The 26,338-nt window shown below is 62.7% G+C and carries 29 protein-coding genes; 28 read left to right on the top strand and 1 reads right to left on the bottom strand.

The features are described 5' to 3' along the window. Positions 1-367 precede the first annotated feature (367 nt). From CRO48_RS28670 to CRO48_RS28650, 5 genes are all read left to right on the top strand, one after another. Entirely contained in the window at positions 368-1,927 is a 1,560-nt protein-coding gene (locus CRO48_RS28670; protein WP_210202042.1) for a ParB/Srx family N-terminal domain-containing protein, read from the top strand. Beyond that, complete coding sequence (locus CRO48_RS28665) at positions 1,924-2,634, top strand: pyridoxal-phosphate dependent enzyme (RefSeq protein WP_245423702.1); 711 nt, start codon at positions 1,924-1,926, stop codon at positions 2,632-2,634. Before CRO48_RS28670 ends, CRO48_RS28665 begins: the two co-directional genes overlap by 4 nt. 82 nt (positions 2,635-2,716) lie before the next feature. Continuing rightward, positions 2,717-3,610, top strand: a complete 894-nt coding sequence (locus CRO48_RS28660) for a hypothetical protein (protein WP_097143098.1) — start codon at positions 2,717-2,719, stop codon at positions 3,608-3,610. A 10-nt stretch (positions 3,611-3,620) separates the two neighbouring features. Beyond that, positions 3,621-3,989: an STAS-like domain-containing protein gene (locus CRO48_RS28655; RefSeq protein WP_097143097.1), complete on the top strand. Its 369-nt coding sequence runs from the start codon at positions 3,621-3,623 to the stop codon at positions 3,987-3,989. Further along, a complete protein-coding gene (locus tag CRO48_RS28650) occupies positions 3,973-4,533 on the top strand; it encodes a PIN domain-containing protein (RefSeq protein ID WP_097143096.1) in 561 nt (186 codons plus the stop codon). The genes CRO48_RS28655 and CRO48_RS28650 overlap by 17 nt, the downstream gene beginning before the upstream one ends. Positions 4,534-4,575: 42 nt before the next feature. Here CRO48_RS28650 and CRO48_RS28645 read toward each other — a convergent pair whose 3' ends face one another. Continuing rightward, positions 4,576-5,397: a hypothetical protein gene (locus CRO48_RS28645; RefSeq protein ID WP_097143095.1), complete on the bottom strand. Its 822-nt coding sequence runs from the start codon at positions 5,395-5,397 to the stop codon at positions 4,576-4,578. Positions 5,398-5,485: 88 nt separating this feature from the next. On the opposite strand from CRO48_RS28645, the gene CRO48_RS28640 reads away from it, so the two are divergent. The 23 genes from CRO48_RS28640 (at position 5,486) to CRO48_RS28530 (ending at position 26,226) form a co-directional block, all read left to right on the top strand. Beyond that, positions 5,486-5,986: a hypothetical protein gene (locus CRO48_RS28640; RefSeq protein WP_097143094.1), complete on the top strand. Its 501-nt coding sequence runs from the start codon at positions 5,486-5,488 to the stop codon at positions 5,984-5,986. Further along, on the top strand, positions 5,886-7,922 hold the full coding sequence (locus CRO48_RS28635) for a terminase gpA endonuclease subunit (RefSeq protein ID WP_097143093.1): 2,037 nt from the start codon (positions 5,886-5,888) through the stop codon (positions 7,920-7,922). Before CRO48_RS28640 ends, CRO48_RS28635 begins: the two co-directional genes overlap by 101 nt. Before the next feature lie 128 nt (positions 7,923-8,050). After that, positions 8,051-9,547, top strand: coding sequence for a phage portal protein (locus tag CRO48_RS28630; RefSeq protein WP_176526933.1), 1,497 nt, complete (start codon positions 8,051-8,053; stop codon positions 9,545-9,547). Next, complete coding sequence (locus tag CRO48_RS28625) at positions 9,537-9,779, top strand: hypothetical protein (protein ID WP_097143091.1); 243 nt, start codon at positions 9,537-9,539, stop codon at positions 9,777-9,779. The genes CRO48_RS28630 and CRO48_RS28625 overlap by 11 nt, the downstream gene beginning before the upstream one ends. 2 nt (positions 9,780-9,781) lie before the next feature. Then, positions 9,782-11,125, top strand: coding sequence for a S49 family peptidase (locus tag CRO48_RS28620; protein ID WP_097143090.1), 1,344 nt, complete (start codon positions 9,782-9,784; stop codon positions 11,123-11,125). A gap of 32 nt (positions 11,126-11,157) precedes the next feature. Next, positions 11,158-11,538 (top strand): head decoration protein, encoded by a 381-nt coding sequence (locus tag CRO48_RS28615; RefSeq protein WP_097143089.1) that lies wholly within the window; start codon positions 11,158-11,160, stop codon positions 11,536-11,538. 68 nt (positions 11,539-11,606) lie between these two features. Beyond that, positions 11,607-12,638 carry a major capsid protein gene (locus CRO48_RS28610; RefSeq protein WP_097143088.1) on the top strand — a complete coding sequence of 344 codons (1,032 nt, stop codon included), beginning with the start codon at positions 11,607-11,609 and terminating at the stop codon, positions 12,636-12,638. Positions 12,639-12,654: 16 nt separating this feature from the next. After that, on the top strand, positions 12,655-13,068 hold the full coding sequence (locus tag CRO48_RS28605) for a hypothetical protein (protein ID WP_097143087.1): 414 nt from the start codon (positions 12,655-12,657) through the stop codon (positions 13,066-13,068). A gap of 1 nt (position 13,069) precedes the next feature. Then, positions 13,070-13,891 (top strand): hypothetical protein, encoded by an 822-nt coding sequence (locus CRO48_RS28600; protein WP_097143086.1) that lies wholly within the window; start codon positions 13,070-13,072, stop codon positions 13,889-13,891. Beyond that, positions 13,888-14,361, top strand: coding sequence for a phage baseplate assembly protein V (locus tag CRO48_RS28595; RefSeq protein WP_097143085.1), 474 nt, complete (start codon positions 13,888-13,890; stop codon positions 14,359-14,361). Before CRO48_RS28600 ends, CRO48_RS28595 begins: the two co-directional genes overlap by 4 nt. Before the next feature lie 10 nt (positions 14,362-14,371). Continuing rightward, entirely contained in the window at positions 14,372-14,644 is a 273-nt protein-coding gene (locus CRO48_RS28590; protein WP_097143084.1) for a PAAR domain-containing protein, read from the top strand. 9 nt (positions 14,645-14,653) lie between these two features. After that, a complete protein-coding gene (locus tag CRO48_RS28585) occupies positions 14,654-15,025 on the top strand; it encodes a hypothetical protein (protein WP_097143083.1) in 372 nt (123 codons plus the stop codon). Positions 15,026-15,028: 3 nt separating this feature from the next. After that, positions 15,029-15,445 (top strand): GPW/gp25 family protein, encoded by a 417-nt coding sequence (locus tag CRO48_RS28580; protein ID WP_097143082.1) that lies wholly within the window; start codon positions 15,029-15,031, stop codon positions 15,443-15,445. Continuing rightward, complete coding sequence (locus tag CRO48_RS28575; protein WP_097143081.1) at positions 15,442-16,326, top strand: baseplate assembly protein; 885 nt, start codon at positions 15,442-15,444, stop codon at positions 16,324-16,326. Before CRO48_RS28580 ends, CRO48_RS28575 begins: the two co-directional genes overlap by 4 nt. Continuing rightward, on the top strand, positions 16,323-17,615 hold the full coding sequence (locus tag CRO48_RS28570; RefSeq protein WP_097143080.1) for a phage tail protein I: 1,293 nt from the start codon (positions 16,323-16,325) through the stop codon (positions 17,613-17,615). The genes CRO48_RS28575 and CRO48_RS28570 overlap by 4 nt, the downstream gene beginning before the upstream one ends. A 7-nt stretch (positions 17,616-17,622) precedes the next feature. Then, a complete protein-coding gene (locus CRO48_RS28565) occupies positions 17,623-19,935 on the top strand; it encodes a hypothetical protein (protein ID WP_097143079.1) in 2,313 nt (770 codons plus the stop codon). A 56-nt stretch (positions 19,936-19,991) separates the two neighbouring features. Continuing rightward, a complete protein-coding gene (locus CRO48_RS28560) occupies positions 19,992-20,174 on the top strand; it encodes a hypothetical protein (RefSeq protein ID WP_097143078.1) in 183 nt (60 codons plus the stop codon). Continuing rightward, on the top strand, positions 20,174-22,129 hold the full coding sequence (locus CRO48_RS28555) for a phage head spike fiber domain-containing protein (protein WP_097143077.1): 1,956 nt from the start codon (positions 20,174-20,176) through the stop codon (positions 22,127-22,129). Before CRO48_RS28560 ends, CRO48_RS28555 begins: the two co-directional genes overlap by 1 nt. Continuing rightward, positions 22,129-23,232 (top strand): hypothetical protein, encoded by a 1,104-nt coding sequence (locus tag CRO48_RS28550; RefSeq protein ID WP_097143076.1) that lies wholly within the window; start codon positions 22,129-22,131, stop codon positions 23,230-23,232. Before CRO48_RS28555 ends, CRO48_RS28550 begins: the two co-directional genes overlap by 1 nt. Before the next feature lies 1 nt (position 23,233). Then, the gene (locus CRO48_RS28545; protein WP_097143075.1) at positions 23,234-23,650 is read left to right on the top strand and encodes a hypothetical protein; all 417 of its coding nucleotides are present in this window, start codon (positions 23,234-23,236) and stop codon (positions 23,648-23,650) included. An 86-nt stretch (positions 23,651-23,736) separates the two neighbouring features. Then, positions 23,737-25,242 carry a phage tail sheath protein gene (locus CRO48_RS28540; protein ID WP_097143074.1) on the top strand — a complete coding sequence of 502 codons (1,506 nt, stop codon included), beginning with the start codon at positions 23,737-23,739 and terminating at the stop codon, positions 25,240-25,242. A 76-nt stretch (positions 25,243-25,318) separates the two neighbouring features. Continuing rightward, complete coding sequence (locus CRO48_RS28535; RefSeq protein WP_097143073.1) at positions 25,319-25,846, top strand: phage major tail tube protein; 528 nt, start codon at positions 25,319-25,321, stop codon at positions 25,844-25,846. 89 nt (positions 25,847-25,935) lie between these two features. Then, the gene (locus CRO48_RS28530) at positions 25,936-26,226 is read left to right on the top strand and encodes a phage tail assembly protein (protein ID WP_097143072.1); all 291 of its coding nucleotides are present in this window, start codon (positions 25,936-25,938) and stop codon (positions 26,224-26,226) included. The last annotated feature ends 112 nt before the right edge of the window (positions 26,227-26,338 follow it).

The following is a 26,338-nucleotide window of genomic DNA, read 5'->3' as shown; positions in this document are numbered from 1 at the left end:
CACCAGGCCAAAGCGGCTTAAATCAACCCGCAAACCGAGCCGGAAACTCCATTCTTCCCACGCCCAAAAAGTCTCAAATCATTCGACGACGGACAGACGAGATGCTCATCAAGCGCGTGGCCCATGAGCTCAACCGCCTACTGCCATAGAGCAACGTCATTCCACACACCCCCTGAGAGGGAAATGGATTTGCGCGATGCTCTCTTGCTGGGCCGCGAAAGAATATTACTCCCGGGCTAGGTACCTTCCCCAAGGAGGGTCCGGCGCGGAGCTTCTGCCCCCCGATCTTTGCGCGTCTTTCAGTTTTCGGAAATCGCGGTTGGGTTGGATGAAATTTTATTGAACTTCCCCGAAAATGGAGCAGCAAATGCAGATGACCGCCACCGCCGAGGCGGGCATCAGCGCCCGGCTTTTGCCGGTCGCTGACCTGACCCCAAATTCTCGAAATGCTCGGACGCATCCGCCAGAACAGGTGGCGCAGATCCGGGCTTCAATCAAAGAATTCGGGTGGACGAACCCAATCCTCGCCGACATCGACGATGGCGGGATCATTGTCGCTGGGCACGGCCGGCGCCTCGCCGCGCTCGAAATGATCGCGGCCGACGAGCCGATCAAGCTGCCGAGTGGGCGCGTCCTCCCAAAAGGCACGGTGCCGGTTATCGACTGCACAGGATGGACCGAGGCGCAGCGTCGCGCATACACCCTGGCCGACAACCGCTTGGCAGAGACGTCGGAGTGGGACGACGATCTGCTGAAAATGGAACTCTCGTTCTTGCAGGACGAGGGCTTTGTGCTGGATCTGACCGGCTTCGACGCGAAATCGCTCGAAAAGCTGCTGGCCGATCCGGCGGCATCGACCGACGAAGACCCGCGGCCGAAGCTCGCCGAGCGTTTCGGCATTGCGCCGTTCTCGGTTCTGAATGCGCGGGAAGGATGGTGGCAGGATCGCAAGCGCCTGTGGCTGTCACTCGGAATTCAGAGCGAAGTCGGGCGCGGCGAGAACCTTTTGAAGTTCTCCGACACGATCAATCAGCCAAACCCGGCGAAGCGTGCGAAGAACGGCAAGCGGAAAGCAGCGACGTTCGGACAAGACTTGATGCGCGGGGAGCACGTCGTCGGGGGCGTCGCGCCGGCAGGGCTGACGCTGGGAGAAATCAAGATGGAAGGCGCCCCGCAATCGGGCACTTCCATCTTCGATCCCGTCCTTTGCGAGCTTGCCTATCGCTGGTTTTGCCCGCCAGGCGGCGTGATCCTCGATCCCTTCGCGGGCGGCTCAGTCCGCGGCATCGTGGCATCGGCGCTCGGTCGCCGCTACGTCGGCGGCGAGCTTCGGACGGAACAGGTTGAGGCAAATCGCACCCAGGCGGAGAAGATTTGCGGCGATCCGGTGCCGGATTGGCGCGTAGGCGATAGTCGGAAGATCGGGGAGCATTGCGCGGGGACGGAGGCGGATTTTGTCTTTTCCTGCCCGCCCTATGCGGATCTTGAAGTCTATTCCGACGATCCGGCGGATTTATCGACGCTCGGCTACGAGGAGTTTCGGGCGGCATATTTCGAGATCATCGCCACCACCTGCGCCTTGCTCAAGCCTGATCGGTTCGCGGCCTTCGTCGTTGGCGAGGTCCGCGATAAGCGCGGCAGGTACTACGGCTTCGTGCCCGATACGATCGAGGCATTTCGGCGGGCTGGACTGGACTTCTACAATGAGGCCATCCTCGTCACGGCGGCCGGATCGCTGCCGATCCGCGCCGGCAAGCAATTCGAGGCGAGCCGGAAGCTGGGTAAGACCCATCAGAATGTGCTCGTCTTCGTGAAAGGCGATGCAAAGCGCGCCGTCGAGGCGACCGGCGAGGTCGAATTCGGGGAGATTGCCCCCGTTGGGGAAGCGGCGCCCGACGGCGACCAGCAGTGGGGAGAGAAGCTTTGAACTTGCCGCCACCGACAGTGATAGAGCACGACGGCATCCATGTTGTTCGCGACGATCTGATCGAGGGCGGCACCAAAGTTCGCTATCTCGTGCACCTCTTCGACGATGCGGAGGAGGTGGTGTATGCGACCCCTGCGGAGGGCGGCGCGCAGACGGCGCTCGCCTGGGCGGCGCGCGAACTTGGCAAAAAGGCGACGCTCTTCGTCGCCAAGCGGAAGCAGCCGCACCCTCGCGCGTTGATGGCGAAGGCGCTCGGGGCGACGGTGTGGCAGGTATCGCCAGGCTATCTCACAGTGGTTCAGGCCCGCGCCCGCGAATATTGCGAGGCCACTGGAGCGATGCTTGCACCCTTCGGCGTGGACATGCCTGAGGCGATCGATGCCATTGCCACAGCAGCGCGGTCGACCGGTGTGGAGCCGGATGAGGTTTGGTGTGCTTCTGGATCGGGCGTTCTTGCGCGAGGCCTCGCGAAGGCCTGGCCGAATGCGCGGCGGCATGTTGTGCAGGTGGGGCGTGAGCTTTCCGCTGCAGATGTTGCCGGCGCGACGATCCACGTCAGCGCCTACGAATTCGGGCAGGCGTGCAAGGCGCGCCCGCCGTTCCCATCCGACCCGCACTATGACGCGAAGGCGTGGGAAATAGCGAAGGCCCGGCGTGGGCCGGGCCTCGTTGTGGCTTGGAACGTGACGGGGCCGGCCCTAGTCTGACTTAGTCGGCGCCGCCTCATTTCCTGTGCTTTTAAGCCGGGAACGCCTTGTGACTGGAGAGCCGGGAGCATAATGGTTTATTATGGTTTCCTCAGCATCTGTCTCGCAGGCGAACAATGTCCCCATCGGGGCGTATCAGCTTCGAACCGATCAGCGCGGATTTGACGCACTGGCGGACTTGCACAATCGCTTATCTCATTTCCGCGATGCCGTCGTGGCTATAGACTTTACCAATGTCTTCTGGATCGACGGTCACCTAGCTGGGCCACTTCTTACCATTGTTTCTCATGCGCGCATGCAGGGAAACACTATTAAGTTGCGAGGTTTCAAGGAGGATGTCTTATTAATATTGAAGAAGAACGGGTTTCTTACCGACAGTGCTGTTGATAGTTACCACACCACAATTCCAGTGAAATTCTTTTCCCTCTCCCAAGAAGTGGAATTCGCTGCATATACACGTCTCCATCTTGGCAGAAAGGAAATGCCAAAGATGAGCAAAGCTCTCACCGGGAAGATTTTTGAAGGAATTGACGAGCTATTCGCTAATTGCTCCTTGCATTCACACTCGCCGGTCAAGGTGGTGGCGACGGGCCAATTTTTCCCACGAAGCGCTCGGTTATCTTTTGCAATCTCCGACGGCGGGCGTGGCATAGACGGGTCGTTGAGCTCCGCCGGAATTACCTACAAAAGCCCCGAGCAAGCGATCGACTGGGCCATGCAGTCGAACAACACATCGCGGCGGGGAGACATACCGGGCGGTCTGGGGTTGAAGCTCCTTCGAGATTTCATTCATTTCAACAAGGGAAATCTCTTGGTCGTGTCGAACAAGGGGCTGTGGCGGCAATCAGGAAAAGAGGTTACCACAGCGAGACTACGGAACCCATTTCCAGGTACCGCGGTTGTCCTGGAAATTATGACAAACGACGATCACGTTTATGATCTAAAATCGTCTCCGGATCCGCGCGACATATGGTGAGAGAAATTCAATGAGAACAGTGCGAATACCAATTGCGGCGATCGTGGGTGGTGGCATCTGTGTCTCTGCCTCCGATGGCCAGCGCGTGTATCAAATTGTGCAACAAGCGGTCGCCGATGGCGATCGTGTGGTCCTGTCGTTTTCGGGCATTACCCGAATGACCACGGCTTTTCTAAATGCTGCCGTTGGTCAGTTGTATGGGGAGTTTTCGGAAGAGGAAATTCGGCAGCGCCTTGCGCCGCCGGTCGATTTTGAGGCTTGGCACCTTAGCCGCCTGAAGTTGGTAGTGGATAGGGCGAAGGAGTTTTTCAAGAATTCGGACCGGGTGACTAGTGTGTTTGAGGACCATGCGGGCGGAAACGATGCCGACGATATTTAGCGCGTATGAGGGATGCCAGTTCTCTAACAGGAAAATCCTCTTCGACACGAATGTATGGATCGCGATCGATGGTTTCGATCCGCGGCCCGACACCGCCATTTATAGCGACTTTTACTCGGAAGCCATCAAGAAAAGCAATGAGATCGTTGTTAACGATTATATACTTGGTGAATTATTTAATCGCGCATGTAGAATTCAGTACGACTTGGAGTTTCCGGACGATCCGAGCAAAAGGCAATTCAAAAAGCGGAGGCAGCTTCCCTCATTCAAGGATTACATCGAGACAGTTCGGGACACATGTCTAAATATATTGGATGATTGTCTTTATGAGCCGGCTGTCGGCACTCATTGTATAATGAGTGACTTCTTCAATGAGGCGGGAACTGGCGCTATAGACTTCTCAGATATCGTAATTCGCGAGCATTGCCGTTTGAATGGCTACATTGTCGTGTCGCACGATGCCGATTTTGCGAACTGCGGGCTTGATTTCGTGACCGCGAACAAACGGATCCTCAAGAATGCGAAGCAGAAGCACCCTCGCTAGAGCGAGGCAATCGCGCCAGGGTGCTTTAGCAATCGGGCGGCCTTAAATACGTCTCGCCTCTAACGCAAGCACGCAAAGATCCCGGTACCTAAGCATTGCTTTCGGGCTCGAAGAGACCGGGTTGATGGCGACGGATCGCAGTCCATCGAGATCGCCGATCTTCGCCATAGCGACCAGCTTGGCCAGCTTGTCGCGGAAACGCGCGTGCGTGGCTGCGGAAAAGTCCGGCGCTTCGGGCAAAGTGCCGGCGCGGGCCGCCTCAAGGATCGCGGCTCGCTTGCCGCCGGCCCGCGGCGGCTTGGCTTCCTCGGCCGAAGTTCCAGCCGCAGCCGCGCCGGCATCGGGCTCGATCGACTGCCGCCCTGCCTCAACCTGCTCAATCGTCATCGGCTTGCCGGCGACGTGCTCGCGCAGAATGTGCTCGGCGAAATTGAATGGTCCGGCGAGAAGATCGGCGGCTTTGTCAGCGCTGATCCCCTTCTCGATCGCGACCGTGACGAACCGCACCTGTGCGGCTTCCTTGGAATTGGCACGCTTGAAGCCACCGCCGGTCAGGATCGCGGTCAGCTGCGCGATCTGGTTGTTCGAAAGCGGCGCCTTCATGGCCTCGTCGCCCCGAGCGGCGTCGACAAGGTCTTTCGGCACGAACACGGTCATCTTGTCGGGCGTGATCGCGTAGATCATCGGGGGCTTGCTGCCGCTCTCCGCGCTGATCCGATCGGCGATCTTCACAGCCTCCGCCAAGGTCGGTGCCTCTTCGTTGATCTTCTCGGTCGGTCCGCGACGAAGGTGCACGTTGAAGTGCGTCGCGGTTGCGATTTTCTGGCGGTCGGCGATGTCGGCGGGATGCAGTTTCGAGGTCATGGCATGCTCCTTTTTGATGGTGCGTGGTGTGTTATTGCCACGTCTAAAAAGAGCAACTCCAAACACATAATAAACCGGAGATTGTTGAATGTCGGAAGAGCAACAGGCCGGCACCATCCCGCTGGCGATGGCCGCGCGCCTTCTGATGATCTCCGAAGAACGCGTCCGGCAACTCGTCAAAATGGAGTACATCCCGAAGGTGCGGAAAGGGATGTATCCGCTCGTCGGCGTCGTGCAGGGCTACATTCGTTTTCTGAAAGATGAGGAGCGCCGCTCCTCCAAGTCCGCAACCGCCTCCCGCATGCAGGAAGCGAAAGCCACTGAAATTGACATGCGCATCGCTGAGAAACGGCGGGAGTTGATCCCGATCGACGAGGCGCACGCCGTTATCGATACGCTCGTCGGAAAAGTCCGATCTGAGATATCGGCAGTGCCGAAGCGCGTCACGCGAGATCTGGCAGTGCGAAAGAAAATTGAGAGCGAAGTGAATGGAAGCCTCAACCGCATCGCGGAAGCAATGGTGGCACTTGCCACAACTCTTCGAGAGGGTGGCGACCTCCCTGGCGGTGCCGGAAGCGACGACGCCTGACGAATGGGGACGCGACAACCGCGTCTATCCAGAAGCGACCGCGTTGCCGGGTCCGCGTGATCCTTACCTTACTCCCTACATGGTGCCGCTCGGTCGGGCCGCCACTTCCGGTCTTTATACCCGGGCCGTCGGCGTGACTGCGGCGCAATCCGGCAAGACCGAGACGATCATGGACGTCATCGGCGAGCGGCTCGATACGAGGCCGGCGCCGATGATCTATGTCGGGCCGTCGAAAGAGTTCCTGACGGATCAGTTCGAGCCGCGCCTCATGGGGCTGCTAGACGAGGCGAAGACGCTCGCGGCGAAAGTCATGCGCGGCAAGCGCATGAAAAAGACGCTTAAGCTTGTCGCCGGAGTTCGGCTTCGCCTGGCGCACGCCGGCTCCTCGACTGCGCTGAAATCCGACCCTGCCGCCTTGGCGTTTGTGGACGAGTACGACGAGATGAGCGCGAACATCAAAGGGCAGGGCGACCCACTCGGCCTAGTCGAGGCGCGCGGCGACACTTACGCCGACTTCGTCACGCTGATCGTGTCAACACCATCCCGCGGGATCGTCGAGACAGAAATCGATCCGGCCAGCGGTCTCGAGTTCTGGAAGCCGGGAAAGAAAGAGGAGATAGAAAGTCCGATCTGGCGGCTTTGGCAGGACGGCACCCGTCATCATTGGGCGTGGCCGTGCCCGCATTGCCACACCTATTTCGTGCCGATGCAGAAACATTTACGCTGGCCGAAGGGCGCGACGCCTGCGCAGGCTCGACGGGAGGCGTTTTTATGTTGCCCGACATGTGGCGGCGTGATCGACGAGGGCGACAAGGCGGGCATGAACGCCCGCGGATTGATGGTCGCTCCGGGTCAGACGATTGACGATGCCCGCGAGAACCGCAACTTGCCGGACACCAACACGTACTCGCAGTGGACATCTGGCTTGGCTTCGCCTTTCGTAAAATGGGGTTTGCGCGCCGAGCGCATGGTGACCGCATTGAACACCGGCGAAGAGGATAAGATCCAGACCGCCACCAACGCGAACTTTGGGGAACTCTATTCAGAGGGAGCGGGCGGCGATCTGCCCGATTGGAAGGAACTGCTCAAGCACAAGCTGCCTTACCAGCCTCGGCAAGTCACCCGTCAGATAATCCGCCTGACGATGGGCGTCGATGTCGGCAAGCGGAACCTCGTCTACGTGATCCGTGGTTTCGGATCTCGCGGCACATCTTGGCTTGTAGATCATGGCATCCTGCATGGACGATCCGATGAGGATCAGGTGTGGACTGACCTTGCCGGGATCATGCTGTCGCCGGTTGGCGGAATGCAGGTGGAGAAGGTGTTTATCGACAGTGGCTTCCGACCGGACAAACCCGACGCCGGCAGCGAGCACAAGGTCTATGAGTTCTGCCGGCGCTATTCGTTCCTGTGCTCGCCCACCAAGGGGCGAGACACGCTGGCGGGGCGACCTTACCATGTGAACACGATTGAGGTGAAGCCGGACGGCTCTAAGAAGCCTTACTCGCTGAACCTCGTTCACCTGAATACGGACTTCTTCAAAGGCCTCGTACACTCGCGAGTAAAGACCCCGCTCGATCAGGTCGGCGCCTTCTTCCTCCATGATGAGGTCGACGAGGAGTATGCCAGGCAGGTGGTCTCGGAAAACCGCGTGATCGAGGCAGGGTCAGCAAAGCCGAAGTGGGTGAAGCTGCGTCGCGACAACCATTTCCTCGACTGCGAGGCAATGGCCGCCGCCGCGGGCTATTCGCTTAACGTGCATGCCATCCCCGAGGGGACAGTTCGACAGTGGGGCGAGGAGGATGAGATCGCCGTCGCCCCCAAGGATGAACCGGAAGTGCCGGACCCGCCCGACGATGAACAGCCAGTCCCGCCGGCTCCTGCCGGTGCGGATCTGCGCAGCCGCTTCCGGTCACTCGGAAGCCGAATGAGGTAACCATGCGATCTGTTCCCAGCATCCCGCGTAAGCGGGATGCCGCGCCCGCCGATGTCGCGTCGGCGGGAAGCGGCATTCTTGCGCCTACTCCCCGCTCGGAATTTATGAAGGGCGGCCGGGGTATCACAATGACCGGCTGGCGGCCGGCACTTCGCGACACCAATGATGATGTCGCGTCAGCTTGGGAGCAGGCCGCGGCACGCGCCACGGATCTCGTTCACAACAGCGGCTGGATCAGCGGGATGTTCGATCAGGCGGTGGCGAACACCGTCGGTACCGGCCTCCGCCTGCGCTGCATGCCGGAGAACGAACTGTTTGGCATGGACGAGACTTCGGCCCAGGCTTGGCGAAAACTCGTCGAGCAACGGTTCGGGCTGTGGGCGGAAAACGCAGTCGAGTGCGATATCGAGGGCCGCCGGACCTTCGCTGCCCAGCAAGATGCGGCTTTCAGATCTTGGCTGGTGACGGGTGAGATCCTGTCGGAAATCCCGTGGCGTCGCCGGTTCGGCTCCCGCTATGGCACCAAGGTCCGGCTGCTGCCGCCGTCGAGGCTTCATAATGTGACAGACCCATATCGCCGGATCGTCTCAGGTGTCCAGATGGATGCCGACAACTTTCCCATCGGGTACCTCGCCAAGCGCAAGGACCCCCTGCTCGGTGAGTATGAGGTGCGGGTGCCGGCGCGCGACGCGTACGGGCGGCCGAAAGTGCTGCATGTATTCATGGGGCTGCCGGGCCAGGTGCGGGGGATCACCCCGCTCGTGCCAGCGCTCAAGGTGGCGAAGCAGTTCGACCAGCTTGCGGACGCCACCTTGATGACGTCGTTGATCCAGAACGTTTTTGCCGCGGCGATAACATCTGACAGTCCGACAGACGACATCATCCAGGGCCTGTTGTCGGTGCAAGAGCAGGGCAAACTCGCTGCGACCGGCATTTCGCCGTTCGAGGCATGGTTCGAAGCGCAGTCGGGTTGGTACGATGGCAACTCGATCGATGTCGGGATCGGTGGGCGCATCGCCCATATGTTCCCCGGGCAGAAGATGGAGTTCCTGTCTCCCGAGCATCCCGCGACAGCATACAAGGATTTCTCCCTGCATCTGATGCGCGAACTGGCTCGGTGCCTCGGCCTGACTTATTCGAGCGCTACCGGCGATCACAATGGTGAGACCTATACCGGGGTCCGGATGTCTGTGAACGACATCTTCCCGATCACGCTTGCTCGTCGAAAGTTTATCGTCTCGCCGTGGTGCCAGCCGATCTACGAGGCATGGCTTGAGGAGGAGATAGAGCTTGGATCGATCCCATTCCCGGGTGGGCTTGAAGCGTTTCTCGCCAACCGATCCGCAGCATGTCGTGCCGTGTGGCAGGGCGCTCCGAAACCGCAGGCCGACGATTTGAAGACGGCCAAGGCCCACGAGACCTACCGCAAGATGGGTGTGATCACCGACGAGGCGATCGCGAACGATCTGGGCCTCGACATCGAGGATGTCTATGCGCAGCGCGCCCGGGAGAAGCAGCTCCGCGAAGTCTACGGACTTCCCGATGAGGTGGAGCGCGAGACGGCCCAAGCCGAACGTGAAGCCGCCGCCCTGGCGGAAGACAAGGAGCCGCCGGATGGCGATTGAGCAGAACGACCCCTGTGCTCGGGCAATCCAGCTTCGGGAGATCCGGGACAAACTGATCACCGGGCAGTCGCTGGTGGAGTTCGAGCAGGAGAGCGGCAACGGCGTCCGCCGGCGTGCCAGATACACAACCGCGGATCTCGGCCGCCTCGACCGAGAAATCCTCGCGGCGGAGAACGCGTGCGCGATAAGCAAAGGCGGACGCCCCCGGCGTTTCGCCATAGTTCCGAGGTAGCCATGACCCACCTCATGCGAATTGCGGATCGGGTGCTTAACCGCCCGCTCCTGATCGACCCGGCGAAAGCGCAGATCGTGCTCGCCGTTCTTGAGGGCCGCATCCTCCCCGGCCTTGAAGACGGCGAAGGGGCTGCGGCTGCGGACCTTGACCGGATCGCGCCGCAGCCCGAAGCCACCCGCTTTGTCGGAAGTACCACCCGGCGAACTCGTGGCGGCTCGTTCGTTCGGGCCGTCGGCTCGACAGCGATAATCACCGTCGATGGCTCCCTCGTAAACCGAGGCGCGTGGATCGGCGCAAGCTCCGGCCTGACATCTTACGAGGGGATCGCGGCGCAGATCGACGACGTCGCGAATGACGGCGAAATTCAGTCGGTCATTCTCGACATGAACAGCTACGGCGGGGAGGCGACCGGCATGTTCGGTCTTGCCGCGAAAATCCGCGGCCTGGCGGCAAAAAAGCGGGTGGTCGCGGTCGTCAACGACGTCGCGGCCAGTGCAGGCTACGGAATTATCTCCGGAGCCAACGAGATCGTGGTCTCGCCCACCTCGCTCGTCGGCAGCATCGGCGTCGTCATGCTGCACATGGATCGATCCGGCGAGATGCAGCAGAAGGGCGTTCGCCCCACGCTCATCCACGCCGGTGCGCACAAGGTCGACGGCCACCCTTTCGGGCCGCTGTCCGAAGACGTCCGCGCCGCTTTGCAGCGCGATGCGAATACCCTCCTCGATCGCTTCCTCGAAACGGTCGAGGCGGGCCGGGGCGCGAGCCGCCTGTCGACAGACAAAGCCCGCGCCACGGAAGCCCGAACCTATTTCGGGCAGGATGCCATAACGGCCGGCCTAGCCGACCGGATAGGCACCTTCGAGGACATCCTGTCAGAACTCAATCGGCCCGCCGCGTCCAGCGGGGGCAAGTCCACAAAGGAGAGACCCCGTATGGACGGTCAGGACACCACGACGACGGCCAGCAGCATTTCGCTGGAAGCCCACAACTCGGCGGTCACCGCGGCGCGCGCCGAAGCAACCGCCGCCGGCAAAAAGGACGGCGCCGCGGAGGCGACCGCCCGGATCAAGGGCATTCTCACCTGCGAAGGTGCCAAGGGTCGCGAAGCGATGGCGCAAACACTCGCGTTTGACACCGCCATGAGCGCCGACGAGGCGAGCAAGGTTCTCGCCGCCGCGCCGAGCGGGCAGCCGGCGGCCGCTACGCAGACGCCGCTCACGATCGAGCAGCGCGCCCAGGGCATGCCGGAGTTCGGCTCCGATGCCAACGACCCCAAGCCCACGGCCGAGAATATCAAGGGCGGGTGGGCGAGAGCTTTCGGCAACACGAGCGCCGCCTGATTCGCGGCGCCTGATCAACGGAGATCCTCAACATGACCAAGTTCACCGAAGGCCGTCACCCCGGAGAAGGCCTGTTTTCCGAAGCCAACGGCCACCGCTCGCGCGACGTCATCACGATCGTCGCGGGCTCCGGAGTGGTCGCGCCTGGCACCGTAGTCGGGCAGGTTACCGCCTCGAAGAAATACGCACCTTCGCCGGTCGCCTCCGAGACTGGCCTCGAAGGGGCCGAAACCGCGAAGGGCATCACGCTTTACGGCGTAGATGCCACCGCCGAAGACCAGAAGGTGACTGCGATTGTGCGCGACGCCGAATGGAACGCCTCGACGCTTACCTACGAGGAGAGCGTCGACACCGACGCCGAGAAGACCACGAAGGCGACGCAACTCGCGGCGGCGGGCATCATCGTCCGCTAAAGCAACCCACCAGTCCATCAATCCGCGGCCCGCTTTGAGCGGGCTTTTTTAATGGGGAAATCGTCGAGATGCTCGATATTTTCAACAATGACGCGTTCTCGGTCACCTCGCTGACCGACGCAATCGCCGACCGCAAGGTTCGCCCCGGTCGGCTCGGAGAACTCGGCCTGTTCTCCTCCACGTCCGTCACCACGCTGACCATCGCCCTTGAGCGCATCGGCGATACCATCCAGCTTGTCGCTCCGTCGCCGCGCGGGTCGGCGGGCGAGCAGCGCGACATGCCGAAGCGCTCGATCGAGAACATCTCGATCCCGCACTTCCAGCGCGACTGGTCGGTGGTTGCCGACGAAGTCCAGGGCATCCGCGCCTACGGGTCCGAGACCCAGCTGATGACGGTGCAGGGGCTTGTCGCGCAGAAGATCGCGATCAACCTGGCCGACCTCGACCTGACCGACGAATACGCGCGCATCGGCGCCGTGCAGGGGATCGTCTCCTACAAAGGCGGCCAGACATTGAACCTCTTCACGAAGTTCGGCGTCGCCCAGCCGGCGGAAATCGACTTCGATCTCGACGCTGCCACCCCGGTCGACGGCATTCTGCGCGAGCGTTGCACGAAGGTTATCCGCTCCACCCGGAAGGCCCTGGGCGGCGTACCCTTCGACTACCTGCACGCGTTCGTCGGCGACAACTTCTTCGACGACATCCTCCGTCACAAGGAAGTGCGCGAGACGTACAAGGGCTGGAGTGAAGCGCAGATCTTGCGCGAAAGCTACATCGGCAGGAACCGCTCCTCCAACCCGATGTTCGAGTTCGGCGGCATCGTGTGGGAAAACTACGGCGCGATCGACGACGCCGGCGACGGCGCGCTCCTGGGCATCGCAACCGACCTCGCGAAGTTCGTGCCCGTCGGCATCCCCGGCATGTTCCGGACCTACTACGCCCCGGCGGACTATACCGAGACGGTCAACACTCTCGGCCGCGCTCGCTACGCAAAGCAGTGGCCCATGCAGAACGGCAAGGGTGTCCTCGGCGAAACGCAGACGAACACGTTGCATATCGCCACCCGCCCGGGAGCGCTGATGCGCGCAAAGCGCACGTAAACCGACAGGAGACAAAATGCCCTCGCTTTTTGACGAGTTCGACCGGCAAGTCCAGGTCGATATATCGGAGCAGACAGGCGAGGGCATTCGCCTATTCGGCATGGTGGGAGGCGACTACTCCCACGGTCCCGACCCCGCCCGTGAAGCGGCGGACACGGTCGCTACCGTGTCCATTTCCCCCCGCACCGCGGATCTCCGCGGGCAGATGCGGGGCACCGAATTATCGGGAGCGGCTCAGTTCGCCTCCCTCTCCTCCGAGCTCTGGATCGATCACGTCGGTGCCGCTGCGCTGCCTTGGAAGCCGCGGCGCAACGACGTTGTAGAACTGACCGAGCGAGGGGCTCAACGATGCACCATAACCGCCGTCTTTCCCGAGAGCGGTGGTCTGCTGATCCAGTTCGCGCAGGGCGCGACGCCGACCGGGGGATGACATGAGCGGAATTGTTGCTCTCGCGCTGCGCATGTCAGCGCGGCGTCTCATCGAGGACGCTACGCTCGCCGGCGCCCGGGTGTTCGATAGTGCGATCGCGCCGATCGATGAGATGATCGCGAAAGATCCCGCGCCGGCGATCGTCATCTCAACCGAGGATGAGAAATTCAACGTTGCCGGCCGCGATGTCGTCGGCACGGCCGGCACGATCGAGCTCGTCTTCGAGATCGTTGTCGCCTCCTACGTGCAGCAGACGATTGAAGTCGCCGGCGGCGAGGTGCAGACGGCGCTCGACGTGGTGATCCCGGCCACCGACGCGGGTTTCGAGATCACGCTCTCGTTGATCTCGCGGCAGATCATGCGGGCGCTCACATACAAGGGCTCGGCGCCGAGCATCTGGTTTGACGTCTTCAAGCGCCTGGCGCCGTCGATCAAATCGATCGCGTCTCGCCGTGGCGCCGGGAGCAAGGACAGCACGAAGTTTGCCGCTCGGCAGATAGTAATAACGGTTGACGCGGTCGCGGAGCCAGACTTCGGGGCCGAGCCCGAGCCAGGGACGTCGATCGCAGCCTTCCTTGTGGCCGTCGACGCCGATGCTGAGTTGCGCCAACTCGCCCCGATGCTTCGGGCGGTGATCGTCGGCGATGACATCCCGACGTGGCGGCGGACCGCTTCGGAGCTCGGACTTCTTGATGTCGAGGCGGCCGGTCTCGGGACAATGCCAGCGATCATTCCGCCGGAAGACCCGAGCGCGGTGACGGCGGTCGAGGTAGCGGGTCTGGGCGTTGTTGACGAGGCGACAGCGGACGAGCAGGTGCCATGAACGAACTCCGCGATCTCCTAAAGCGCATCGTCGACGCCGAGCGGCGAATGTCGGGAATGGTCCGTAGCGGCACGGTCCACGAGGTCGACGCCGAGAACGGGACAATCCGGCTGATGTTGGGCGGTACGACGGAAAAGCCGTTCCTGTCGCCGGCGATCCCGTACGCGCAGATCGGCGGCGCGCTAAAGCTCCACTCGCCTCCGAGCATCGGCCAGCAGATGACGATTGTCGGCACGGGCGGGGACTGGCGGCAGTCGATCGCGATCCCGATGACGTGGAGCGAGAGCAACCCGTCGCCGGGGAACAAGGGGGACGAGCACGTTCTGACTTTCGGTCCATGGACCATCAGCCTGACCGGGGACGCCCTAACCATAAAGGGGCCGAAGGTCTTCATCGACTGCGGTGGCTCGACCTTCGAGCTCACCGGCGGGGGCTTAAAGATGGTCGCGCCCGACTACGATTTTCAGTGAGGTATCCGCCATGCCCGGGATTGCGTGCGTCGGTGTCGATATCGCCGGCGGGGCCCAACTTGGCGCGCAGGCGAGCAAGTTCAGGGTGCGCGGCAATCTGGCCGTGGTGGTCGGCGACATGGTCGCCGGGCACGCCCCCTTCCTTCCGCCTCATATCCCTTCGCCGACGATGGCGCAGGGAAGTCCGAAATTCCGCATCCTCGGCATTCCGGTTTGCCGGGAAGGGGATGCGGCCAGTTGCGGCCACCCGACCTCGGGTCGGCCGTTTTTCCGTATCCCTTGAGGAGGTCCCATGTCGGACGAGCAGAAAGACAACGAAACCCTCGAAGCCATCCTCCGCGCGAGGCTCGCACATCCGCGCGCCCTCGTCGCGGCGCTGTCGATCAACGCGAACCGCGTCCTTCTGACGTTCGGCGCTGTCGGCGACAATCGCCGGGTGACGCTGCAAGTGGTCGGCGACGAGATCGCCCCGCCGGCGCACTTCGCCCAGCCCGCGGAAGAACCCGCCGCCGATCCCGCACCGGAGACGCCGGGCGCCTCGGTGCCGGAAGCGGCCGGCGATGAAGGCGATGCGAAAGACGCAGGCGAGAAGCCGGCCGAGGATGCCGAACCGCCCGAAGAGCCCGAGAAGACGCGCAGATCGCGCGCGAAAAAGGAAGACTAGCCCATGCAGACGGCCGCGGACCTTCGTAACCCGAGCGTGGACGTCGATCGCCACACTGGCGAGTTGATCGCCGGGTGGCCGCACGTCGTGCAATCGCTCGAAGTGGTGTTCACCACGGTCTTCGGCGAGCGGATTATGCGCGAGTGGTTTGGTTCGATGGTCCCGCGGCTTCTCGGCGAACTGATGAACGAGGACACAATCGTCACGTTCTTCACCGCCCTGGCTTCCGCTGTCGACCAGTGGGAGCCCCGCTTCAAGATCAAGAAAATAACGCCCCTTTCCCTCGATCGGCTGGGGGCGTTCAGCGTTGAAATCACCGGCGAGTACCGCCCGCGCGCGCTGCTCGGTGACTTCGCCGCCGAGGGCGGGAAGCGCATCGTTCTCAATGGGGCCGAACAGGGCGTGAGGATTACGGCATGACAAGCCAGGTTGACCTTTCGGCACTTCCCGCCCCCCGCGTCATCGAGGAGCTTTCCTTCGAGACGATCCTCGCGGAGATGAAGGCGGACCTCGTTGTGCGCTTCCCCGCCATCGAGCCCGTGCTGCAACTCGAAAGCTCGGTTGCCCTCAAGGTCATGGAAGCGTGCGCGTATCGCGAGCTCATCCTACGCGCGCGCCTCAATGACGCCGCCCGATCGCTGTTGCTGGCGCGTGCCGTCGGCTCGGATCTCGACCACATCGCCGCCAACTTCGGTGTCGTTCGCCTTATCGTCACGCCGGCGACGACGTTGAACCCGGCGGTACTGGAAGACGACGAGCGTCTTCGGCGGCGCGTGCTCCTGGCGATCGAAGCGTATTCGGTCGCCGGCCCGGCCGATGCCTACGTCTATCACGCATTGACCGCGGTCCCGTCGCTGCGGGACGCCACGGCCATCTCGCCCGAGCCCGGGAAGGTAGTCGTCACCATCATGGCGAGCGGCGCCGATCCGGTGCCGACCGCGGAGGCGCTTACAACGGTTGCCATGGCGCTGCGCGCCGACGACGTCCGCCCGCTGACCGACAACGTGTCGGTGCTCGCGCCGGAAGTCGTCGACGTCTCGATCGCCGCCGGCATAACGGTCTTTCCCGGCCCCGACGGAACCATCGTCGTCGAGCAGGCACGGGCCAAGCTTCAAACCTGGCTGGCCGAGAACGCGCTCCTCGGGCGAGATCTCCGGCTCTCGGCCATCTTTTCGCGCCTGCATGTGGACGGGGTTCGTTCCGTGTCCCTGCATTCGCCGGGTGCTGACGTTGTCGTCGGCCCGCGGCAGATCGTGCGGGTGGTTAGCGTTTCGGTCGTCGCCGCGGGAGTTGACGAATGATGCAGTCCGTTCTCATGCCGGGAAGCACGCCGTTCGAGCGCGCGATCGATGCGGCCGTTTTTCGCCTCGACGAGGCGGCGGAGGTGCTCCGCACCATCCATGATCCGGAACGAGCACCCGAGGCGTTCGTCCCGTTCGTCGCTTGGGGCCTCTCCACCGACCTATGGGACCGACACTGGCCCATCGAGAAGAAGAGGGCGGTCGCAAAAGCTTGGTACCGGCTCCATCGCAAGAAAGGGACGCTGACAGGGATCAAGGAAGCAGTTCGCTTCTTCGAGGCAGAGGTGGTTGCGGCGAGGCGCCCGCCGGACAGCACAATTCCTGACCCGACACTGACGACGGAGGAGCGAGAGAAGTATCTCGCCCGGTTTCGGCAGGTGCGCTTTTATCGTTTCCGCTCCGGTGGCGCGGCCACCTTCGGCGCGTATCTCTTGAGTGGATACCGGCTCCCAGCACTCTTCCCGGGCGGGAGAGCGTTCCCGGCCCTCACGGATGCGGTTGCAAGGATCGGTCGACGTGCCTTCGTCTTCGACCCGCTTTCCGGCGTAGAGGAGCCGGTAAAGCGGGTCGAGCGAACGTCGACTTCGGTCGAGCGCGCCGCCGTGGCTTTCGAGGAGGTTGTTCTGCCCGGACGGATGGGACAAGCGGCATTCGCCGGTCGCAAACCGATCCGCAAGCTGTTCACGCTGGACACAGGCGCGCGCGCGCGCCGCTTCTCGATCTCGATCGACACCAGCTACACCGAGACGACGTCGGATCTGCATGTCAGCGGCATCCTGCCCTCTGATCAACCAATCGACGTCAGGCCCCGACGGGCATCGCTGCCCGGCCGGCGTATCGTCGGCCAGTTGTTCCCTTCGCTCGGCGGCGTCGCGACCGAGTTCGTGAACCGGAAGACAGACGGAGCAAGCCGAACCTTTCTCCCGGCGTCATCGGCCCGCCTGCGGATCTTCGATCAGGTGTTTCTCTTCGATCAATCGCGCCTGGCGGATAGGCGAAATGCGCGGACTTTCGTCGGCGCAACCCGCCTGGGGATGCCCGCGTATCATGCCCGGCTCACGATCCAAAAGCGGGCGCGGATCTCGCCGTTTGCGCTTCAACGCTTCGTCCACGGCTTCCCGGTCGCAACCGACAAGGCGGCTGCCCGACGGGCGATCGAGGCCGTCCGCCTGTCGAAGTCGCTTCGAGACAAGATCCTTGTAACCACCAAGACCATGCGCCCCGCCAATGTCGGCGACGGCCTCAAGGTCGGAACAATAACCGTCGGCACTTGGGTGCGCGACCTGTGAGGAAAACATGGAAAAGCAGGTAATCTTTCGCGATCGGCAGGAATTGCAGGCCGGCGACCTTTCGAACATCGGCGTTTTCAGCGCTGAGGCCGTTGACCGCCTTGTCCGCGAGGGGCTGACCGATGAGAAGAAGTTCTCCGAGTTCACCGTGTCCAAAACCGGCACCACGTCCGTCACCGTCGCCCCCGGCACATACTGGTCGAATGGCGAGCGTTATGTTCGCGAGGAGCCGCACGAGATCGACTTCCTGTCCCGGCTTCCGCTCGTGACCAAGAAGATCGCCGCGGTCGTCGTCATCGGGTCGGAGATCGAGACCAATATCGAGCCGCGTGACATTCTCATCGATGTCGACACCGGCGCCACCGAGCCGGATAGCGTCGCCATGCAGAAGATGCGCTACGCCGAGTTTCAGGTCGTCTACGGTACCGAGAACTCTGCGCCGCAGCGGCCGACGGTGTCGACGGATACCGTCGTCATCGCGTGGATCACGCTCGGCACCACCGGTGTCGACGCCATCGAGCGGGCGACCGAAAACGAGTTCATGTCGCTCAAGCGGATGGACCTTCGCGCGACCGAGCTCGAAGTCTGGAAGCAGGCGGCCGGCGAGCAACTGACGACGCTCGGCACCGATATCTCGAACATCAACGATCGCCTCCGGCAGATGGCGGATAGTTCGGTGCTTGCGCGGATCTTCGCTGACGTCGCAACGATCAAAGACATGCTCGAACTCGAAGACGACTATTCGGGTTACGGCTCGGAAAATTTCCTCGCGCTCGACCAGAGCATCAGCGATCCCGACGTCGTCGGATACTATGCCAAGGTCGAGGAGGGCGTTCGATTTCCCGATGCCAACGCATCCGCGACGGCCATCCAGCTGTTCAATCCGCAGGAGCCATCGGTGCTTGTTGCTGGCAACGGCCTTTGCCTGCCGCGGTATACGGAGGTCCGGCGTCTCAACATCGACGCCTATCATCAGCCGCTCTCGCTGTCGCAGTACGAGTATCAGGAGGTGCAGTTCAAGACGATCGCTCTCAGCGCGAAGCGTCTTCGCTTCGGCCTGGCGCGCACGGTCTGCAACAACTCGGAGTTCTGGAAGACGGGCACCTTCGACTATTCGAAGGGTATCTTCACCGACAAGCTCGGGCGGACCTATCAGGCTCTTGGGACGGATTTCGACGCGGCATATACGAATGCGAAAGAGAAGTTCATCCGCCTCCAAGAGTTCTGGTACGACACCGAGGTCGAGTATTATCAGGAACGCGTCACGACCGACTTTACGGTCAACGGCGCGATGGTCGCGCAGACCTTCCTCAACACCCAGGCGGGCTGGCTGACCTCGTTCGATCTGTACTTCACCCAGGTCGCAGCGACCGGGAATGTTCGCGTTCTGCTGACGAAGACGGCCGGCGGCAAGCCGGACCTTTCGCGGGTCATTGCGGAGACAACGATCGCCGCCGGCAATCTCGTCAGAGGAAGCAATCCGAGAACGGCGAGCCACTGGACGCGGATCTCGCTGGCGCCGACCGCGCTCGAAGCGGGCGAACGGTACGGCCTCGTGCTGATCACCAGCGGTGATCACTACGTCGGCTTAACGCAGGGGGCAAACTACGGCGCCGGCACGCTGTTCTACTCGACCGATGGCGCCTTCTTCCAAGGCGACCTGACGCTCGACATGATGATGCGGGCGAACTTTGCCAGCTTCACGAACACGCGCCTCGAACTCGATCTCGCCTCGCTCAACCTTTCAGGCGGCATCAACGATATCGATATCGCGTTTGAGGGCATCACGCCCGCAGGCACGGAACTTCACTTCGAGGTCCGCCCGGAAGGAAGCGGCACGTGGTTCCGCATCGGCGGATCTGGCAACCCGTTCCTCGGGCTCCCGGCACTCGTGCGGTTCCGTGCCGTCTTCGTCGGGACGAAGGATCTGATGCCGGGCTTCAAGCTGACCGGAAGCGACGTGACGGTGTCGCGGCCGGCGGTGACGTTCCGCCATCATACCTTGCCGCGGAACCTGCCGGCCGCGTCGCAGTCGATCAAGGTCATCGCTATTCTCGATTACTTCAACGAGGCGAACCACAACTTCGACGTCCTGCTCGATGACAAGCAACACAACGTGCTCAACATCGCGCCCGCGACCGTCGTCGACGAGGTGCTCGGCGAGGGCGACGGGACGCGCAAGCGCATCCGCCGCACATGCGAATGGACGTCGGCGCAGATTGCGACGGCAACCAACCAGATCGCGATCCGTTCGGATGGCACGCTGACCGCGGCGACGGAGGTCTTCCACGTCGAGCGCTTGACCTACCTGACGTTCTGATCCGTCGCCCGGCCTTCATGGGCCGGGCACCACCCCCAGACACCAATGGAGCCACCATGGCGAAGCAGTCCCAGACTGCGGCGGCGATCGAGCCTGACCGCATGTACAAGATCACGTTCTCGCGCTCGTTCGAGCATGAAGGGCGGAAATACATCCCGCGCGCCGGCGTGACGCACCGGGCCGTCGGCTCGATCGTTGCGGCGATCAAAGAAAATCTGGACAGTTACGAGGCCATCTGATGTCGCTTTATTCCGACGTAGCCTTTTCCCGTTCCACCAAGCTCGACCAGGCGGAACTGAACCGTCGGATGAAGATCCTGACGGACGCGATCGAGGTACTTCGCCTCTTCGCCCCGGACTGGCAGGAGCAGGTGGATGCGCTTCGGGCCGTCGGTCTTGAGCGTATCGACGATGCTCTTCTCCCGATTTACGACCGGATCATGGAGGTCGCCCACCTCGGGACGATCTTCTCCGCGAGCTCGGCTTCGATCGAGGAGTTCGGCCTCGGCATCAAGCGCTTCGTCATCCCCGAGCAGCAGCGGCCGAATTTCGCCCCGAGCCGCTTCCTCCTCATCATGGCGGAGGGCGGCTCGTTCGACGCGATCATGCTCGGGCGGCTGTCATCCTATGACCGGGAGACGGGCGAGCTCGCTGTCCTCGTCGAAAACAGCACCGGCGAGGGGACGCGCAACGGCTGGGTCATCGGCCCCTACGCAACGAGCGACGGGCTGGAAGCTTTGCGCGCGGAAGTTCAGGCCGCCACAGCCGCGGCGATTGACGCGAGGGACGTGTCGGCCGCGAAGGCCGCCATTGCGACCGATCGGGCCGCCTTTGCCGAAGCCAGGGCGGTCAATGCCGCCGCGCAGGCCGCGACGGCAACCACCAAAGCGACCGAGGCGAAGGGCCAGGCCGATCGTGCCGAGACGGCGGCGGCCGCTCTTTCAGGGCTGGTATCCGACGTGCTCGGTCGCGTGGCCGCGACGCCGACGATCGATCTGGATTTCACCCAGACGGACGGGTTCAGCGGGTTCACCCGCGATACGGTCGTCAACAACTCCGGGGGCTTCCGTCGCGCGCCGAACGGCTCGCTGGTGGCGCTCGGTGCGGCGGAGCCTGCGATCGATTTCCATCCCGTCACCGGTGCGGCTCTTGGGCTCGGCATGTGGCCGACGACCACAAACGCTTTCGCAGCGCCGTGGGACCTCACCGGCGTCACCATGGCGACGAGCGGGACCGTGGCCGCTCCCGACGGCACGCTGACGGCGAGCGTCGTCGCGCATCAGGCGGTCGCCGGAAAGCATCGGATCAGCAAGGAGATCAATCTTGCTGGGGCGGGTGTCTACGCGCTGTCCTTCTTCATGCGTCTGCCGAACTCGGCGCCTTACCTCTATCTCCTGTCGATCGAGGACAAGATGACAGGCGAAGCCATGGTGCTCGAACTCGATCTGCGCGGCGAGGGCGCGATCTACGAGTTCATGGGCGGCATCATGCAAAGCGGGGCCTCATGGAGCATCACCCGCCATGCGGGCGGTTGGTACCGCATCGAGGTCTCGGGTCCGCCGGCCTTCAGTGGCGGCGCCACCATATTCCGCATTCACGAGGAAGACGCGACCGACGAGTTTGTCGGCAACCCCACCGTCGGAGGCTTCTATCTCTGGGGCGTGCAGATCACCCCGGGCATCGAACGCTTGCCGATCTACACCTCGGCGGGCCGCCAGATTGACCAGATGGTAGTCCCGACCAGTGACCTCGTCGCCGCCGCACAAAGCACGACGCAGGGAACCGTTTACGTCGAGTATATCCTTCCAAGGATCTCGCCACCGCGGTCGCACACGGTCGTCTCGCTGGCCGGCAGCACGGAGTTTCTCTCCCTCGGCCATGTGGGGAACCGCGTGGCGGTCCTCGCAAGCCCGGGCTGGGGCATCGACTTCGGCGCGGGCAATGCACTTGACCTCGTCGTGCCAGGGCAGGTGATGAAGGCGGCGCTCGCGTTCGGAAATTCCCGCGCCGCATACGCCGTCAATGGCCGCGACGCGCGTGTCGATCCGCTGACCTCGTGGCGGCACCACACGTCGATCGTCGTCGGCAACCGTTTCAACGGCGATCCCGACCACGTCCTGCACGGGAGCGTCCGACGTCTCGTCATGTTCCCCGTCGCCCTTGGCGACGCCGATCTCAAGAGGATGACTGCCTGATGACAAGCCATCTTGCACATGCGACGCGCCGCGGCCTGATGGGGCCGGGGCACGTCCGCAATCTCGAGGCGGCGCTCGGCAAACGCGCCGGCGCATTGACCGCTGCGGAGAAGGGGCAGGCCCGCGCCAATGTTGATGCGGACGTTCTCGGAGGCTTCCGCAATAAGATCATCAACGGCAACTTTGATGTCTGGCAGCGGGGAAGCTCTGGCTTCGTCGGTAGCAATGCGTTCAACGCGGATCGTTGGCTTTGCCAGCGTACAGCAGCGGTTGCCGTCAGCCGGATCAATGCCTCGCCAGGCACACTCGCTGTTCCCGGCAACCCCTCTTTCGGCGTGCTCGTCAATTGCACGGTGGCCTCAACCGTCGACAACGCACCACTCATGCAGAGGATCGAAGACGTCAAAACACTAAGCGGTATGCTGGCGACATGGACGTTCTATGCGCAGTTCCCGGCGGGGAAGGAACTCATTCCGCGCGTGACGCAATCGTTCGGCACGAGCGGGAGTACCACCGTGATCGTCGATCTTCCGGCGATCGTCGGGACGGGCGAATGGAAGCGATACGACATCGTTACTGAGATCCCGTCTGTCACTGGGAAGACGATGGGCGCTGCCGGCAACGACTTCGTGCAACTGTCCCTCGTGGAGAAGGCGCCCTATAGCGCATTCCAGTTTCGAACGATGCGGCATTCCCTCGTCGCCGGAGATGCTTCGAGAGAGCTTGACCCTTACTCGCCGCGTCATTTGGCGCAGGAGCTGGCGATCTGCCAGCGCTATTTCGAGCGGATCGCGCGGACCTACTATTCTGTGGGGTTCGCGCGGGTGACGACCGGCATTGAGAGCGTCCTGACCTTCACACGCAAGCGCGCGACGCCGGCGGTCTCTGCGAGCGACGCAGCAACATTCCGCGTCTTTCGGCAGGGGGCAGGCGGTTTCCAGTACAACGCCGGCACATCGCTGGCACTCGGCGCAGGAGGCCTAGACGCAATCCGCTTCGGTCTCGGCATTACCGACACGACGAACATCGTCGCGGCGGATGCGGCAATTATCGTCGATGCGGGAGCGGGGGCCTCCTACGTCGATATTGATGCGGAGCTTTGACATGCAGGTGCACGGCTATAATGCCTTTGGCGACATCAGTGCGACGATCGACGGCACGCTGTTTTGCGTACCTGACGATCCGGGGAACCGCCATCGCCAGCTGATCGCCGAGTGGGAGGCGGAGGGAAATACCATTCCGCCCTACCAGCCCGCGCCGGTGGCGCCGCCGGCGATCACCCGCCGGCAGATGCTGCTCGGCCTTCTGTCTATCGGCATCACCGAGGCGATGGTCGAGGCCGAAATCGCGGAGATCTGCGACCCCGTGGCCGACCCTGTCGAGCACGCCGGTCTCATGATCGAATGGCGTGCGGCCGGCACCATCGAACGCGATCATCCGCTCGTGGCCGATCTATCGGTCGCCTTCGCGCTTCCCGCCGAGCAGGTTGACGCCCTCTGGATTTGGGCGTCCGCCCTTTAACGAAATACGGCCCGCCTCCTGGCGGGGCGCAGCATGCTCATTCCAACAGCAGCCGCCTTCGGGCGGCTTTTTTTATGGAGACAAGAATGTCCGATCCAACTTTCGGCATTGCGATAACCCGCGTCGACAATGAGCCGCGTCCGGCGATTGGCGCCGACATGTCGGTGATTGGCCTCGTCGGCACGGCGCCGGATGCCAACCCCGACGTGTTCCCCCTGAACACGCCGGTGCTCGTATTCTCCGACAGCGTCGCCTCGCTGACCGCGCTCGGCGTTGCCGGCACGATCCCGGCGCAGGTCGAGCTCGTCAATGCCCAGCTTGGCGAGTTTCAGGTCGCGGCCCGTGTTGTGATTGTTCGCGTCGAGGAAGGTACCGACGAGGACGAAACGATGTCGAACCTCATCGGCAGTTCGGCCCTCAAGACCGGCATCCATGCACTGACCGTCGCCGGCCCGATCCTCGGCGTCGTTCCTCGCCTTATCGGCGTGCCTGGCTATACCTACCAGCAGCGAGACGGGCTCGGCACGCTCACGCTCGGAACGCAGGGAAGCAATCTGACCGAGGCACCGACCGTGGTCTTCACCGGAGGTGGGACCGATCCGGACAAGATCCTGCCGACGGCCCACGCCGTGCTCGGCACAGGCGCCAATGCCGGCAAGGTGACGTCGCTGGTGATCGACACCGCCGGTGAAAACCTGTCTGGCCTCCTGACGGTGTCCTTCACGGGCGGCGGCAGCGACGCCGGCAAGGTTCTGCCGACCGCAACGGCGGTTATCGAGACCCTCGCCAACCCCGTATGCGCGGCGCTGCCGGCTGTCCTTGCGAAGCTGCTCGCGCATGCTGTCGTGACCGGGCCGCACTCGACGCTCCAGGCGTTCACCGATTGGCGCGAAACGATCCAGAGCGACCGGATCATTCCAGTCGAGACGTGGGTGAAGTACGGCGTCGACGCCAATCTTCTCGACAGCGTCGGGGCGATCCTCGGGATCGCGGCACGCCGCGACCACGAGAAGGGTGGCAAGCCGTTCCATTCTTGGGCGAACCAAGCCGTGCAGGGGATCGTGGGCCCGAGCCGTCCGATCGATTTCTCGCTCACCGATGGCTCGACGGAGGGCCAGCAGATCCTTTCGCTTAACGGCGGCGTGATCCTCCGCGGAGAAGCCGGGGTCGAGAGCGCGGTCGCCTCTGGCGGCTTCGCGTTTGTCGGTACCGACAACGCCGGCGAGGATGATCTGTGGCGGTTCTATAACGTGACGCGCGGGCGGGATTACATCCACCTTCTTTTCCTTCGCACGCTGCGCTTCTACCTCGGTCGGTTCAATCTGACCGGGCAGACGATCGAGGCGATCCTGAACACGATGAAGTCGGCGCTCCGCGATCTGCAAGCGGACGGCGACATCCTAGGCTTCAAGGTCGGGTTCTCGCGCGACCAGAACAGCCCCGAGAGCCTTCGCCTCGGGAAGTTCACCGTCGACTTCGCGGCAGAGGAAGCCCCGGTGCTCCGTTACCTCGGCATTCGCTCGTCGCGCTATCGGCCGGCGCTGGACGATCTTCTCGACGACCTGATGGCGAGCCTCGACCAGGCCGCCTGATCCACCCCACCACCCCGGCTTGGCAGCCGGCGCGTAACCGCGCTGGCTGCCCTTCCATTCTTTGGAGACGCAAGCAATGTCCACTTTCTATCTTGTCGAGGCGGTGAACTTGTTCGTCGGCGACGCGGACCCGACGCGGTCGAAGCACCTGACCCTCGCCGAACTCAAGCTTCCGGATCTCTCCGAGATCTTCGTCGATCACCACCCCGGCGGCGCCCGTGTGGCAACCGAATGGGGCGTCGGCGTCAACAAGCTTGAGCCGACCTTCAAGCTGAACGGTTTTGACCCGGACCTTCTCGCCGAATTCGGCCTGGGCTCGAAGATCCGCAACAACTTCACGGCCTATGGTGTGATCGTCAACAAGCGTACCGGCCGCCACATCGAGCTCAAGTCGATCATCGAAGGGCGCCTCGGGAGCATCGCTCCCGATACCCATCAGCGCGGCGAACTGATGGGCCACGAGTACGCAATCAACGAGGTCGTGCACTACGAGGTGTACTTCGACAGCACCGAAAAAATGTATTGGGACTTCTTCACCAATACTTGGCGCGTCAACGGCCGTGACGAGAACGCCGATATGAACCGCATTCTCCGCATCAGCTAGAAGCGCGGCACCCACACCAAGACCCCAGAGAGGCGCCCGTCGCGATTGCGGCGGGCGTTCTTTCTGTTTTGCGAAAAGGAAAACGCAACATGCTTTGGAAGACACAGGCCCACCCGCTCAAGCACCCTATCACTATCGGCGACAAAACCTACGCCGCTGTGATGCTACGCGAGCCCGACGCCGACGCGCTTGAAGCGATCGATGACCTCGGCATGAAAGAGGGCGAGCGCGCGCGCATCGGCCAGTTGAAGGGGCTCCTCTGCGCTCTCGCGGACGTCCCGGGCGAAGTGATCGGCAAACTTCATCGCGACGATTTCATCGCGTTGCAGGAGATCGCAATCCCTTTGCTGCATCCGTCGGAGGGCAGTGGAGCGGTATAGTCTTCGACCTTTTGGAGTGGAGCCGAGATCACGCCGACACCGTGTGCGCCGACGTCGCGCACTACCTCGCCACGCCACTCCCGATCGTCCGCCGGATGCCGATCGACTTCCT

Source organism: Rhizobium subbaraonis (assembly GCF_900220975.1).
Taxonomy (GTDB): domain Bacteria; phylum Pseudomonadota; class Alphaproteobacteria; order Rhizobiales; family Rhizobiaceae; genus Mycoplana; species Mycoplana subbaraonis.
This window is presented reverse-complemented; position numbering and strand designations above follow the sequence as displayed.

What these genes read in the sequence shown, in the direction of transcription:
- CRO48_RS28670 (WP_210202042.1), top strand. Translation starts at nt 368, where the DNA reads ATGCAGATGACCGCCACCGCCGAGGCGGGCATCAGCGCCCGGCTTTTG.
- CRO48_RS28660 (WP_097143098.1), top strand. Translation starts at nt 2,717, where the DNA reads ATGGTTTCCTCAGCATCTGTCTCGCAGGCGAACAATGTCCCCATCGGG.
- CRO48_RS28655 (WP_097143097.1), top strand. Translation starts at nt 3,621, where the DNA reads ATGAGAACAGTGCGAATACCAATTGCGGCGATCGTGGGTGGTGGCATC.
- CRO48_RS28650 (WP_097143096.1), top strand. Translation starts at nt 3,973, where the DNA reads ATGCCGACGATATTTAGCGCGTATGAGGGATGCCAGTTCTCTAACAGG.
- CRO48_RS28645 (WP_097143095.1), bottom strand. Translation starts at nt 5,397, where the DNA reads ATGACCTCGAAACTGCATCCCGCCGACATCGCCGACCGCCAGAAAATC.
- CRO48_RS28640 (WP_097143094.1), top strand. Translation starts at nt 5,486, where the DNA reads ATGTCGGAAGAGCAACAGGCCGGCACCATCCCGCTGGCGATGGCCGCG.
- CRO48_RS28635 (WP_097143093.1), top strand. Translation starts at nt 5,886, where the DNA reads ATGGAAGCCTCAACCGCATCGCGGAAGCAATGGTGGCACTTGCCACAA.
- CRO48_RS28630 (WP_176526933.1), top strand. Translation starts at nt 8,051, where the DNA reads ATGACCGGCTGGCGGCCGGCACTTCGCGACACCAATGATGATGTCGCG.
- CRO48_RS28625 (WP_097143091.1), top strand. Translation starts at nt 9,537, where the DNA reads ATGGCGATTGAGCAGAACGACCCCTGTGCTCGGGCAATCCAGCTTCGG.
- CRO48_RS28620 (WP_097143090.1), top strand. Translation starts at nt 9,782, where the DNA reads ATGACCCACCTCATGCGAATTGCGGATCGGGTGCTTAACCGCCCGCTC.
- CRO48_RS28615 (WP_097143089.1), top strand. Translation starts at nt 11,158, where the DNA reads ATGACCAAGTTCACCGAAGGCCGTCACCCCGGAGAAGGCCTGTTTTCC.
- CRO48_RS28610 (WP_097143088.1), top strand. Translation starts at nt 11,607, where the DNA reads ATGCTCGATATTTTCAACAATGACGCGTTCTCGGTCACCTCGCTGACC.
- CRO48_RS28605 (WP_097143087.1), top strand. Translation starts at nt 12,655, where the DNA reads ATGCCCTCGCTTTTTGACGAGTTCGACCGGCAAGTCCAGGTCGATATA.
- CRO48_RS28600 (WP_097143086.1), top strand. Translation starts at nt 13,070, where the DNA reads ATGAGCGGAATTGTTGCTCTCGCGCTGCGCATGTCAGCGCGGCGTCTC.
- CRO48_RS28595 (WP_097143085.1), top strand. Translation starts at nt 13,888, where the DNA reads ATGAACGAACTCCGCGATCTCCTAAAGCGCATCGTCGACGCCGAGCGG.
- CRO48_RS28590 (WP_097143084.1), top strand. Translation starts at nt 14,372, where the DNA reads ATGCCCGGGATTGCGTGCGTCGGTGTCGATATCGCCGGCGGGGCCCAA.
- CRO48_RS28585 (WP_097143083.1), top strand. Translation starts at nt 14,654, where the DNA reads ATGTCGGACGAGCAGAAAGACAACGAAACCCTCGAAGCCATCCTCCGC.
- CRO48_RS28580 (WP_097143082.1), top strand. Translation starts at nt 15,029, where the DNA reads ATGCAGACGGCCGCGGACCTTCGTAACCCGAGCGTGGACGTCGATCGC.
- CRO48_RS28575 (WP_097143081.1), top strand. Translation starts at nt 15,442, where the DNA reads ATGACAAGCCAGGTTGACCTTTCGGCACTTCCCGCCCCCCGCGTCATC.
- CRO48_RS28570 (WP_097143080.1), top strand. Translation starts at nt 16,323, where the DNA reads ATGATGCAGTCCGTTCTCATGCCGGGAAGCACGCCGTTCGAGCGCGCG.
- CRO48_RS28565 (WP_097143079.1), top strand. Translation starts at nt 17,623, where the DNA reads ATGGAAAAGCAGGTAATCTTTCGCGATCGGCAGGAATTGCAGGCCGGC.
- CRO48_RS28560 (WP_097143078.1), top strand. Translation starts at nt 19,992, where the DNA reads ATGGCGAAGCAGTCCCAGACTGCGGCGGCGATCGAGCCTGACCGCATG.
- CRO48_RS28555 (WP_097143077.1), top strand. Translation starts at nt 20,174, where the DNA reads ATGTCGCTTTATTCCGACGTAGCCTTTTCCCGTTCCACCAAGCTCGAC.
- CRO48_RS28550 (WP_097143076.1), top strand. Translation starts at nt 22,129, where the DNA reads ATGACAAGCCATCTTGCACATGCGACGCGCCGCGGCCTGATGGGGCCG.
- CRO48_RS28545 (WP_097143075.1), top strand. Translation starts at nt 23,234, where the DNA reads ATGCAGGTGCACGGCTATAATGCCTTTGGCGACATCAGTGCGACGATC.
- CRO48_RS28540 (WP_097143074.1), top strand. Translation starts at nt 23,737, where the DNA reads ATGTCCGATCCAACTTTCGGCATTGCGATAACCCGCGTCGACAATGAG.
- CRO48_RS28535 (WP_097143073.1), top strand. Translation starts at nt 25,319, where the DNA reads ATGTCCACTTTCTATCTTGTCGAGGCGGTGAACTTGTTCGTCGGCGAC.
- CRO48_RS28530 (WP_097143072.1), top strand. Translation starts at nt 25,936, where the DNA reads ATGCTTTGGAAGACACAGGCCCACCCGCTCAAGCACCCTATCACTATC.